Origin of the sequence: Micromonospora sp. NPDC050397 (assembly GCF_044901685.1) — a bacterium.
Lineage (GTDB): Bacteria > Actinomycetota > Actinomycetes > Mycobacteriales > Micromonosporaceae > Micromonospora_G.
On record NZ_JBJDPS010000007.1, the window covers coordinates 117379 to 129585 of the forward strand.

The following is a 12207-nucleotide window of genomic DNA, read 5'->3' on the forward strand; positions in this document are numbered from 1 at the left end:
ATCAGTCGGACGACCGACCGTATGGAGATCCGTACTGTCGGTCAAAACCCTGGATGCCACCGGCAAGTCGACCGATCACGCCCTCGTACGTGTCCGCCCTGAAGGGAGCACCAGTGACCCTGTCCTCCCGTACCTCCCGGGTCCGTCACCACACCGCAACCGTGCTGGCCGCCGCGGTCGTCGCGGCCCTCCTGCCGGCGATGGCCCAGCCCGCCTGGGCCGCGCCCGACGACAGTACGGGCCAGACGTCCCCGGCCGGACGCAACCCGCTCTTCCTCACCGGCCCGAACGAGGGCACCCCGGACAGCATCGCGATCAGGCACCTCCGCGCCGATCCCGCCCGGTACGGCGTCACCGCCGCCGACCTCGCCGAGCTCGCGGTCTCCTCCACCACCTCCAGCCGCGCCAGCCGGGTGACCCACGTCAACCTTTCCCAGCGGTTCAAGGAACTCGAGGTCTTCGGCGCGACGGCGACGGTCAGCATCGCCTCGGACGGAAGTGTTGTCTTCGTCGGCCACACCCTGGCGTCCAACCTGGCGGAGAAGCCGACCGGCGCCGCCGCCCTGGACGCCGCCGGGGCGGTACGGGCCGCCGCCGACGCCCTCGACCTGCCCGAGCCGAGCGCCCCGAAGGTGCTCGACCGTCCCGATGGCCCCGCCCAGCGCACCGTCGTCTCCGGCTCCGGCATCTCCGACGAACCGATTCCCGCCCGGCTCGGCTGGCACCGTACGGCGGACGGGCTGCGCCTGGCCTGGCAGTTGGTGATCGACGACTCGACCGACGCGCACCTGTGGAACGCCACAATCGACGGTACGACCGGCGAACTGCTGGGCGCCGAGGACTGGACCTCCCACGACGCACCGGAACAGCTCGCCGACACCCTGGGGCGGCGCGGCGGGTCCGAGCACGGTGGCCCCGGCCACGGTGGCCCGGGGCACGGCACGGTCGTCGGGCCGCAGTTCCCGCCGCAGCGGGTGAACGACGGCTCCAGCTACCGGGTCTTCACCTTCCCGAAGAACGACCCGAACGAGGGGCCGCGCACGCTGGTGACGAACCCGGCCGACGCGTTCGCCTCGCCGTACGGCTGGCACGACAGTGACGGGGTGCCGGGTCCGGAGAGCACCACCACGCAGGGCAACAACGTGCGCGCCTACGCCGACCGGGACGCCAACAACCAACCGGACCCGGGCAGTATCCCGGACGGGGGAGCGGGGCTGGACTTCAACCTCCCGGCCGACCTGAACCAGCAGCCGCAGACGTACACCCAGGCGGCGGTGGCGAACCTCTTCTACTGGTGCAACATCGTGCACGACCTGACCTACCGCTACGGCTTCGACGAGGAGGGCGGCAACTTCCAGGCCGACAACTACGGGCGCGGCGGGGTCGGCGGCGACGACGTACGGTGCGAGGCGCAGGACGGCTCGGGGCAGAACAACGCCAACTTCTCCACCCCGGCGCAGGACGGCGGCGCGCCCCGGATGCAGATGTTCCTCTGGCCGGGCAACCAGTTCGGGCTGCCGAACGCGGTGACCGTCGGTTCCGGCACGTCGGCCGCGACCTACCAGGCCGAGTACGCCCGCTTCACCCCGGCGCCGACCAACGCCGGCTTCTCCGGCCCGGTCGTGCCGGTCGACGACGCGGTGGAGGCGGTCGGTGACGGCTGTACGCCGTATGCCCTGGCCGCCGGGTCGATCGCCCTGGTCGACCGGAGCGCCGCCTGCACCTACTACACGCAGGTGGTCAACGCCGAGGCGGCCGGTGCGGTCGCGGTGGTGGTGGTCAACAACGTCGAGGGTGCCCCCGTGGTGATGGCCGGTTCGGTGGCCCCGCCGGTCGGCATCCCGGCCGTGATGGTGAGCCAGGCCGACGGTGCCACGCTGCGGGCGGCGCTGCCGGCGGCGGGCCGGGTGCACCGCAACACCGACCGGCCGGCGATGCGGGACGCCGCCTTCCGGTCCGAGACGATCTTCCACGAGTACGGTCACGGCGTCTCCAACCGCCTCACCGGTGGCCCGAACGTCAACTGTCTCACCGGGCAGGAGCAGATGGGCGAGGGCTGGAGCGACTTCCTCGCCATCGTCTCGCTGATCAACCCGGACCTGGACGACCCGGAGGGCCCGCGCGGTTACGGTCAGTACGCACAGTTCGCCGACAGCCGCACCGGCGACGGCTTCCGGCCCCGGCCGTACTCGCGGAACATGGAGATCCAGCCGTTCACCTACGACAGCATCAAGACCGGCGCCTGGCTGGACGGCACCTCGCTGGCCGCACCGCACGGGATCGGCCACGGTTGGGCCGCCGTGCTGTGGGACGTGACCTGGGACCTGATCGACCGGCACGGGCTGAACCGCAACGCGTACGGCGCCTGGAACACCGGCGGCAACAACCTGGCCATGCAACTCGTCATCGACGGGATGAAGATCCAGGGGTGCGGGCCGGGCTTCGTGGTCGGTCGGGACGCCATCATCGCCGCCGACGCGGCGTTGACCGGGGGCGAGAACAACTGCACCCTGTGGGCCTCGTTCGCCCGCCGAGGGCTGGGCTACAGCGCGGTCCAGGGCACCACCGGGCGGGACGACAACTCGGCCGCGTACGACACCCACCCGGCCTGCGAGCGCGACTTCACCAAGCGGGCGGCCAAGCCGGCGCTGAACTCGGCGAGGGCCGGGTCGACCGCCCCGATGCAGTTCGACCTCGACCGCTACCGGGGCCGGGACATCCTGGCCAGCAACTCGCCGTACTCCCGGCTGGTCGACTGCCAGACCCTGGCCACGGTCAACCCGGACGGGACCGTCACCCCCGGCCCGCTGCCGGTGAAGGCGGAGACCCCCGGCCGCTCCAAGCTGGAGTACGACGGGCACGGGCGCTACACCTTCCCGTGGAAGACCGACCGTGGCTGGGCCGGCACCTGCCGCGAGTTCGTGCTGCAACTCGAAGACGGCGAGCAGTTCCGGACCTACTTCCAGTTCCGCTAGCACCGCCGCCCTGCTCTCGATGATCCTGAAGAGTTCGGCCGGCTATGGCGGGCCGAACTCTTCAGGATCACGGGCGGAGCAGCCGGTGGACGAGGGCGGCGAGCAGGGCGCTCCGGTCGCCCATCGCGGCGAGGTCCACCCATTCGCCCTCGGCGTGGGCGTTGCCGCCGACCGGGCCGAGGCCGTCGAGGGTCGGCACACCCCGGTAGGCGGTGAGATTGCCGTCCGAGGCGCCGCCGACGCTGGCGCCGGTCGGCTCGGGCAGTCCCAGGTCGACGGCGACCTCGCGGGCGAGGTGGTAGAGCGACGCGGAGGCCGACGCGGGTAGTGCCGGCCGGTGGACCCCACCGTGTACGGCCAGCCGGGTGCCGTCGACCACCGGCCGCAGCGCGCGGATGGCCCGGTCGACCCGGGTGAACTCGTCGTCGTCGAAGGAACGTACGTCGACCGCGAGGGTCGCCGAGGCCGGGACGGTGTTCGCGCTGGTGCCGGCCGACATCGTGGTCGGTGTCACGGTGGTCTCCCGGCTGGCGAAGCCGGCCACCGTCAGGATCTGGTGGGCGAGTTCCAGACCGGCGTTGGCGCCACGAGCCGGGTCGAGCCCGGCGTGGGCGGCCCGGCCCAGGATGTCCAGGCGGTAGCGGGCGATGCCCTTGCGTGCGATCTTCAGCGCGCCGTCGGCGCTCGGCTCGCAGACCAGCGCGGCACGAGCCCCCTCGGCGGCGTGCTCGATGAACGCCCGCGACGTCGGGGAGCCGATCTCCTCGTCCGCGTTGACCACGATGCTGACGCCGTCCAGTGCGGGCAGCACCGACAGCGCGTGGAACATCTGGACCAGTCCGGCCTTCATGTCGAAGCAGCCCGGCCCGGTGGCCCGGTCGCCGTCCACCGCGAACGGCCACCGGGACAGCGTGCCGACCGGCCAGACCGTGTCGTGGTGGCCGATCAGGAGAACCCTGGTGGCGCCGTGACTCCACATCAGGTGGTGACCGGCGCGTTCGGGCGGGATGCCGAGCAGACGCGCGCCCAGGTCCGCGACCTCGTCGGCGCTGGCGGCGGTGGCGCTCCGGTCGGTCGAGGGGGATTCGGCGGACACCAGTACGGCGAGGTCGTGCACCATCGCCGGGCGGCGGGACCGCAGTTCGTGGAGGTACGAGGCGGTGCCGGTCGGCTTGCCGGGGGTCGGTTCGGCGCTGACGGACATGGGAGGTCCTCTCTCGGCGGGGCGGCTCTGGGGTACGCGAAGATCTGCACCAACGAAATTGACTAGACAATCGAAGGTCTCGATCCATGCTCGCGCCCCGGTCGCGCTGGTGTCAATGGTTCGACTAGATTGACTAGACAACCTTGGATGACGGGAGTCTTGTGTGGACGTAGCCGGGCATTCGGGCGCGCCCGCGTACCAGCGCATCGCGGCGACGTACCGGAACAAGATCATTTCGGGTGAGTTGCGCCCGGGGGACCAGCTTCCCACCGAGCACGAGATCACCGAGCTGTTCGGCGTGGTCCGCCAGACCGTCCGCAGTGGCCTGAGTGTGCTGGTCACCGAGGGGTTGATCGTCGCTCGCCGGCCGCACGGCTACTTCGTCCGGCAGCGCGAGCACATGGTCTACCGACCGCAGCAGAAGTCCCGCCCCCGCCCCGCCACCCCGGAGATGGACCGCTTCTCCCAGCAGATCGTCGCCGAGGGCAGGACGCCGAGCCAGCTCATCGAGGTCTCGCTGGTCCAGGCCGGGCCCGAACTGGCCGAGCGGCTACAGGTCAACCCCGGCGACACGATCGTCGCCCGGCGCCGGGTCAGGTTCATCAACGGCGAGCCGACCAACATCAACGACTCGCACTTCCCGCTCGACCTGGTCCGGGACTCCGAGATCATGTCGCCGGCCTACCTGTCCCGGGGCACCGACCAGGTGCTGGCCGAACTCGGCTACCGGCAGGACTACGCCATCGACGAGATCTTCGTCCGGATGCCCACCCCCGACGAGATCCACCGCCTCAACCTCGGCCCCGGCACCCCCGTCGCCACGCACTACGACACCGGCTACACCGCCGCCGGGCAGGCCGTCCAGTGCACCGTCAACGTCCTCCCGGGGGACCGGCACAAAATCGTCTTCGAGCGCCAGTGGCAGGACGATCCCGGCAACTGACCCGCTCACCCGACCAGCACGTCAAGCAGTTCGCGCAGGGACCCGATCCGGAAACGCTCCCCGCGCGGACCCGTGCCGTCGCGGTCCAGGTGTACGGCACGCAGACCGGCCGCCCGCGCCGCGACCACGTCCAGGTCGTGGCGGTCACCCACGTTCACCACCGACCCGGGCGCCAGCCCCCACCGGTCACAGGCCGAGACGTACGCGGCCACGGCCGGCTTGGCGGCACCCAACTCCTCGGCGGTGTAGACCGGTCCGACCCGGCCCAGCAACCCGACCCTGGTCAGCTTGTCGGTCTGCTGCTCGACCGTCCCGTTCGTCAGCACGGCGGTACGCAGACCGGCGCGGCGGATCATCTCCAGCGTCTCGGTCACGTCGTCGTACGCCCGCCAGGAACGCTCGTACCAGTGCAGATATCCGCCGAAGAGCCGGTCGAGCCGATCCGGCTCGTCCTCGAACGGCACCCCGAGGTCGGTGAGGAAGTCGCGCAGCCGGCGGCGTCGCTGCTCCTGGAAACTGATCCGGCGTTCCCGCCAGGCCACCATGTGACGCTCCTGGACGGTGGACCAGAGCGCGAGCACCTCCTCCGTCGGTGGCACACCGAGCGAGGGCAGCCAGGCCAGGAGCGCTTCGGTCACCGCCGCCTCGTGGTCGACCAGCGTCCCGTCCAGGTCCAGCAGCACCCCGCGCAACTCCACCCCGGGACCCTAGCGCGCTACCCGGCCGCCCCGGCGGGTCCCCGTGACGGGGCGGCCGGGACCGGCCCGGTCACCGGCTGACGGGGCGGCCGGGACCGGCCCGCTACCGGCGCAGCGCCCCGGTCACCACCTTCGCCGCCTCGGCGATCAGCGCGTCGTCGTACGCGGCGTCCGGCTTGTCGCGGCTGGACAGGATGGCGAGCACGAGCGGCTCACCGTCGGGCGGCCAGACCACGGCGATGTCGTTGCGGGTGCCGTACCCGCCGGAACCGGTCTTGTCGCCGACCGTCCAGCCGGCCGGCACGCCGGCCCGGATCGTCTTGTCACCGGTGGTGTTGCCGCGCAGCCATCCGGTCAGCACCGCCCGGTCCTCCGCGTCGAGCGCCGAACCGAGGGCGTACGCCCGCAGGTCGGTGCCAAGGGCTCGGGGCGTGCTGGTGTCCCGCTGGTCGCCCGGCTTCGCCTCGTTGAGCGCCGTCTCGGTCCGCTCCGGGTCGGTGACCTGGTCGCCGAGGCCGCGCAGCGCCTGTTCGAGGCCGTCCGGACCGCCGAGACGCCGCAGCAGCAGGTTGCCGGCGGTGTTGTCGCTGTAGCGCACCGCCGCGTCGGCGATCGCGCGCAGCGTCATGCCGCTCTCCACGTGCTTCTCCGTCACCGGGGAGTAGGTCACCAGGTCCGCGCTGGTGTAGCGGACCACCTGGTCGAGTTCGGCCGTCGACGTGGTCGCCAACACCGCGCCCGCCGCGAGGGCCTTGAAGGTCGAGGCGTACGCGAAGCGTTCGTCCGCGCGGTGCTCCACCGTACGGCCGGTTCCGGTGTCGAGGGCGTAGACGCCGAGCCGGGCACCGAACCTCGCCTCCAGCCGTTCGAACTCGGGGCCGAGTCCGGCAACCGGAGCGGGGCTCGTCGCCGCGGCCGAAGCGGTGGCGCCGGCGGTGGCGGTCGTGCCGCCGGTCGGCGTCCCGGTCGACGAGCAGGCGGCGAGTGGGACCAGCGCGAGCGCGGCCGAGACCACGATCGCGACACGTCGGGGCGAGGGGACCACGAAGCGGAGTCGCATCGTCGATCCTTCCTGTTGTTCTCGGTGGGTTCGGTTGCCCGGCCGGGGCGATGTTGAGCGTCGCACTGCCGGGCCGATGCCGTCCAAGACACAAGTGTGCGGATCAATGCTGATCCGGCATAGACTGCCCAGCCGTGGATGTCGTACGGGCATGTGAGGCATTTGTGGCCGTCAGTGGGTACGGCAGTTTCACCGTCGGCGCGGCGGCGGCCCGGATCCCGCAGTCGGTCGCCAGTCGCCGGATCGCCGCCCTGGAACAGCACTTCGGCGCCAAACTCTTCGAACGGTCCTCGCGCAGCGTCCTGCTCACCCCGTTCGGCCGGGACATGCTGCCGTCGGCGCGGCGGCTGGTCGAACTCGCCGAGGCGATGGAGCACGACGCCGAGCGGGCGAAGCTGCGACCGTTCCGGCTGGCCGTACCCGTTGTCTGCGCGGCCCGGCCGCTGGCGCTGCTGGTCGCCGAGGCCCGGCGGCACGACCTGCATCTCGAACCGCAACCGGCCGGACCGGGCGAGCGGGCGGAACTGGCCCGAGCGCTGGAGGTACGGGCGGCGCTGGTGGCGGCACCACCGACCGGGAGCACCTGGCGGGTGCCGCTCGGTCTCGCCGGCCGGGACGACACCGGCACCAGTGCCGTCTACCTGGAGACGCTGCGGGCGGGGCGGGCCGACCGGGCGACGCGGCGGCGACGCGCCTGGATCCAACCGGAGGACGACGTCCCCCACGTACGTGACCGGCTGACCCGGCTGGCGGACGCCGTCGGTCTGCAACCCGCGCAGGTCACCGTCTCGACCGCGCTCGTCGACGCGGCGGCCCAGGTGCTCGACTCGACCGACCTGCTGCTCTGCTCGCCCGACCAGGCCGACGACCTCGGACTGCACTGGCGCCCGATCGGCGAGCTGGACCTGGCCCGCGGTTACGACGTCGCGGCGTCTTCGGGCGAGGACGCACACCGGATCCGTACCCTGCTCTCCGCCGCGATCGGACGGTGCCTCGGCGTGCCGGGCCCCGCCGGGGCCCGACCGTGAGTGCCGTGCGGGTCCTGCGCGAGGCCCGGGAGGCGCTGCGTGACGGCGGCCTGCGCGGCTCGTTCCTGGTACGCGACCTGGACACCGGCGACGAACTCGGCCTCGACCCCGACCTGGAGTTCCCGGTGGCGTCGATGGTGAAGGTGCCGCTCGCGGTCGCCACGCTGGAACGGATCCGGCGGGGCGAGTTGGACGGCGCGACGATGGTCCCGGTGGCACCGGGCCGGATCACCACGGCGGGCCCGACCGGACTGAGCAAGTTCCGCCACCCGGTCACGGTCGCCATCGACGACCTGCTCTACCTGAGCACATCGGTGAGTGACAGCGTCGCCGCCGACGCCCTCTTCGAGCTGACCCCACCGGCCGAGGTCACCGCCGAGCTTCGACGCCTCGGCTTCGACGGCATCACCGTACGTCAGCTCGCCAGCGAACTCACCCGTACGCCGGCCGAGCGGCTGGACCCGACGGAGACCCATCTCGTGCACTCCCTGGCCATCGCGGCGGCGACCCCCGGACACGGTCACCCGGTGCCGCAGCTCGACGTCAGCCGCGCCAACGTCGGGTCGGCCAGGGCCTTCGTGGATCTGCTCCGGGGCCTGTGGCGACCCTCGACCGTGCACCCCCGCACCGCCGAACGGGTTCGCGGGCTGATGGCCGACAACGTGCACCGGCAGCGGCTCGCGCCCGACTTCGCCTCCGACGCGTCGCGCTGGTCGTCGAAGACCGGCACCCTGCTCAATCTCCGTCACGAGGTCGGGGTCGTCGAGCACGCGGACGGGCGGGCGTACGCGGTGGCGGCCCTCACCGAGTCGCGCGTGCCGGCCGTCGTCCAACCAGCGGCGGAGGCGCTGATGGCGCAGGTCGCCCGGACCCTGCGCGACCACCTCCGGATGTCCTGACCGCCACACCACAGTGCCGCCGGTCGATCTGGCAGACTTGGCACGGTGGTGACCGGGGGAGCCGACCGTGACAGCGGGCGGGGCGTGATCACCCCGGATGGCTGCGCGGTTGAGGTCTACCTTCGACTGCCGCCCAACGGCGAGCCGGAGATCGTCAACGGTGTGATCCCGGCGGGCGCCACGATTCTCGAACTCGGCTGTGGCACCGGACGATTGAGCAACCCGCTTGCCGAGTTCGGTCACCGGGTCGTCGGCGTGGACGAGTCCCCGGCGATGCTCGCGCACCTGCGGCAGGTCGAGCCCGTACCGGCCCGGATTGAGGACCTGCGGCTGGACCGGCGATTCGACGTCGTCCTGCTGGCGAGCCACCTGGTCAACACCCCGACCGACGAGCAGCTTCGGCGCTTCCTGGTCACCTGCCGGCACCACCTTGCTCCCGGCGGGCAGTTGATCGCGCAGTGGCACCCGCCGAGGTGGTTCGACGCGCTCCAGGTCGGCGCCTTCCGCGAAGGTGACCTCGGTCCGGTCTTCGGTCGCCTGGACGTGCTCGACATCGCCGGCGACCTGCTCAGCGGGGAGACCTCCTACCGCAGCGGCGACGACGTGTGGGTGCAGCGGTTCACCGCGCGCCGGCTCACCGAGCAGCGGCTGACCGAGGAGCTTCGCCGCGCCGGCCTGGGAGCGCCGCGTTGGCTGGACGACGCCCACCACTGGTTCAGCGCCCGGCTGGCGGACGACCCGGACAGGTGACCCCCGGCCAGCGGCTCCACCCCGCCCGTCGCCGGTAGCTCCGTTTCTCGGCCTCGGTCGTTGGTCCAACGGACGGTCCAACGCCGGTGACCTGGCCGGCGCCGAGGAACGTAGGTGCCGACATGCGCAGGTGGCTGCCGCTGCTCACGGTCTGTCTGGGTACGTTCATGCTTCTGATCGATGTCACGATCGTGAACGTCGCCCTGCCCGACATGGTGGTCGACCTGCACGCGTCCTTCGGGGCACTGCAATGGGTCGTCAACGCGTACGCCCTGGCGCTGGGGGCGCTGGTGCTCGGCGCGGGTTCGGTCGCCGACCTCGTCGGGCACCGCCGGGCGTACGTCGTCGGGTTGGTGGTCTTCGCGGTCTCGTCACTGGCCTGCGGCCTGGCACCCGGTCCGGGCGTGCTGATCGCCGCCCGTGCCGTCCAGGGCGTCGGCGCGGCGGCCATGTTCGCGACCACGTTCGCCCTGCTCAACAGCGCCTACGTCGGCCGTGACCGGGGCACCGCGTACGGGATCTGGGGTGCGGTCTCGGGTGCCTCGGCGGCGGTCGGCCCGATCCTCGGCGGCCTGCTCACCGACGGGGTGTCGTGGCGCTGGATCTTCTTCGTCAACCTGCCGGTCAGCGCCGTCGCCCTCGTGCTCTGCGCCACCCTGCGCACCGACGCCAACGCGCGTGGCCGGGGCCGGGTGGACATCGGCGGCATGGTCGGCTTCAGTGCCTCGGCGGCCTGTGCGACGTACGCGCTCATCCTCGCCAACGAGCGCGGCTGGGCGGACGTGGCGGTCTGGGCGCTGTTCGGGCTGGCGGCGGTGCTGCTGACCGGGTTCGTGATGGTCGAGTCGCTCTCCCGACACGCCATGTTCGACCTGAGACTGCTGGGTGACCGTTCGTTTGTCGGGGTGCTGCTCGCCGGGCTCCTGCTGACCTTCGCCGCCTTCGCGACGTACCCGTACACCTCGATCTGGCTCCAGTCGGTGCTGGGAATGAGCGCGATCGGCGCCGGGCTGGCCGGTCTGCCGATGTCGATCACCGCGTTCGTGGTCTCGGCGGTGCTGGGGCGGGTGCTGCACGGTCGGCGGCCGGATCTGGTGATCGGCGCCGGGCTGCTCCTCGTCGGCCTCGGCAGCCTGCTCACCGCCGTACTCGTGCACGGCTCGGCGGGCTGGCCGGAACTGGTCCCGGGCCTGGCCGTGATCGGCGTCGGCGTCGGGCTGGCGACGCCGGTCCTCGCCTCGGTCGCCATGTCCCTGGTGCCGGCCGCGCGCGGCGGGATGGCCGCCGGCGCGGTCAACACCGCCCGCCAGCTCGGGTTCGCCTTCGGTGTCGCCGCGCTCGGCAGCGTCTTTGCCGCCCGCGCGCAGAGTGTCCTGTCCGGGCGAGGTGTTCCTGATCCGGGGCGGGTCGCGCGTGCCGTCGCCGGTGGGCAGACGCCCGAGCTGCTGCACGCCGCGCCGTCGGACGGGCGGACTCTTCTCGACGGCGCGGCGCACGCGGCGGCGGTGAGCGGTGTCCAGGCCACCTTCGCCGTGGCCGGAGCCGTCGGTGTGGCTGCCGCCCTGCTCGTGGCCGTGCTCATGCGACCCACGGCGGCCAGGCGCGAGCAGGAACGGCCGCCCGTACCGAGCCCTACAGTTCCGCGCTGAAGAACTCGTGCAGCGCCGCGACCGCCGGGGTGACGTACTCGTCCCGGTCGTAGAGGTCGACGTGGCTGGCGCCGTTGATCCGGTGCAGCCGTTTCGGCTCCCGGGCGTGCGCGAACGCCTCCGTGGTCATGTGCGCGGTCACCGCCTCCGTTCCCACGATCATGAGCAGCGGATGCGGCGCGATCAGGTCGACGAACCGGAACGCGTCGAACGACACCACGCGGTCGATGCTGTTCCAGGTGAACGCCGTCGCCGAGCGCGGGTGCCGGGCGCGGTCGGTGCGGTAGTACTGCCAACCCTCGAAGGTGTGTCGACCGAGCGCTCGGGCCTGCTCCTCGGTCGCCGGGAAGATCGGGAAGGTGCCGCCGCCCTCGCCCCGCACCTCGGCGGTACGGGCCGAGGCCGCGGCGTCGAGCAGCCCCTGGACCACCGACGGGTCCTGGGTGCCGTCGGCGCCCTCGCGGAACTGGCGGCCGATGTCCGCGGCGCTGACCGTCGCGACGGCCCTGATCCGGTGGTCGGTCGCCGCGGCGGGCACGACGTAACCGCCGGAGGCGCAGATGCCGAGCGCCCCGATCCGGTCCGGGTCCACCTCCTGACGCACGCTGAGGAAGGAGACGGCGGCCTTGATGTCCTCGACCCGGTGGGCGGGGTCCTCCAGGCCGCGCGGGCTGCCCCCGCTCTCACCCTGGTAGGCGGCGTCGAAGGCGAGGGCGACATAACCCTGCCGGGCCAGGCGCTCGGCGTACAGACCGGCCGCCTGTTCCTTCACCCCGCTCGCCGGGTGACCGACGACGATCGCCGGGCGGGGTCCGACGACCCCGTCGTCGGGAAGGTGAAGATGACCGGCGATGGTGATGCCGGCGCTGTCGAACGTGACGTTTGACTTCACTTGTGCGTTCCTCTGGATTGGTGTCCGAATCAGCCCGGGTATCTCCCGGACCCCTGCCGCGTCGCGGAGGCAACGCGTCGTACACATCGAGACTTTCGCCGTCGGACCA

Annotated in this window: 10 protein-coding genes; 6 read left to right on the forward strand and 4 right to left on the reverse strand. The window is 72.1% G+C overall.

All coding sequences use genetic code 11. The annotated features are described in order from the left end of the window. Positions 1-113 precede the first annotated feature (113 nt). On the forward strand, positions 114-2975 hold the full coding sequence (locus ACI2K4_RS23655; protein WP_404514211.1) for a M36 family metallopeptidase: 2862 nt from the start codon (positions 114-116) through the stop codon (positions 2973-2975). 67 nt (positions 2976-3042) lie between these two features. Here the strand turns inward: ACI2K4_RS23655 and ACI2K4_RS23660 are convergent, their stop codons facing one another. Beyond that, a complete protein-coding gene (locus ACI2K4_RS23660) occupies positions 3043-4179 on the reverse strand; it encodes a M20 family metallopeptidase (RefSeq protein WP_404514213.1) in 1137 nt (378 codons plus the stop codon). 163 nt (positions 4180-4342) lie between these two features. On the opposite strand from ACI2K4_RS23660, the gene ACI2K4_RS23665 reads away from it, so the two are divergent. Continuing rightward, entirely contained in the window at positions 4343-5122 is a 780-nt protein-coding gene (locus ACI2K4_RS23665) for a GntR family transcriptional regulator (protein ID WP_404514214.1), read from the forward strand. 5 nt (positions 5123-5127) lie between these two features. Here the strand turns inward: ACI2K4_RS23665 and ACI2K4_RS23670 are convergent, their stop codons facing one another. Then, on the reverse strand, positions 5128-5820 hold the full coding sequence (locus ACI2K4_RS23670; protein ID WP_404514216.1) for an HAD family hydrolase: 693 nt from the start codon (positions 5818-5820) through the stop codon (positions 5128-5130). Positions 5821-5923: 103 nt separating this feature from the next. Then, complete coding sequence (bla, locus tag ACI2K4_RS23675; protein ID WP_404514217.1) at positions 5924-6880, reverse strand: class A beta-lactamase; 957 nt, start codon at positions 6878-6880, stop codon at positions 5924-5926. 134 nt (positions 6881-7014) lie between these two features. Between bla and ACI2K4_RS23680 the strand changes: the two genes are divergently transcribed. The 4 genes from ACI2K4_RS23680 (at position 7015) to ACI2K4_RS23695 (ending at position 11206) form a co-directional block, all read left to right on the forward strand. Further along, on the forward strand, positions 7015-7908 hold the full coding sequence (locus tag ACI2K4_RS23680) for a LysR family transcriptional regulator (RefSeq protein WP_404514219.1): 894 nt from the start codon (positions 7015-7017) through the stop codon (positions 7906-7908). After that, positions 7905-8807, forward strand: coding sequence for a serine hydrolase (locus tag ACI2K4_RS23685; protein ID WP_404514221.1), 903 nt, complete (start codon positions 7905-7907; stop codon positions 8805-8807). The genes ACI2K4_RS23680 and ACI2K4_RS23685 overlap by 4 nt, the downstream gene beginning before the upstream one ends. Positions 8808-8852: 45 nt before the next feature. Beyond that, on the forward strand, positions 8853-9557 hold the full coding sequence (locus tag ACI2K4_RS23690) for a class I SAM-dependent methyltransferase (protein ID WP_404514223.1): 705 nt from the start codon (positions 8853-8855) through the stop codon (positions 9555-9557). 122 nt (positions 9558-9679) lie between these two features. After that, positions 9680-11206, forward strand: a complete 1527-nt coding sequence (locus tag ACI2K4_RS23695) for an MFS transporter (RefSeq protein WP_404514224.1) — start codon at positions 9680-9682, stop codon at positions 11204-11206. Here the strand turns inward: ACI2K4_RS23695 and ACI2K4_RS23700 are convergent. Continuing rightward, on the reverse strand, positions 11190-12098 hold the full coding sequence (locus ACI2K4_RS23700; RefSeq protein WP_404514226.1) for an alpha/beta hydrolase: 909 nt from the start codon (positions 12096-12098) through the stop codon (positions 11190-11192). The two genes, ACI2K4_RS23695 and ACI2K4_RS23700, sit on opposite strands and share 17 nt — an antisense overlap. Between the last annotated feature and the right edge of the window lie 109 nt (positions 12099-12207).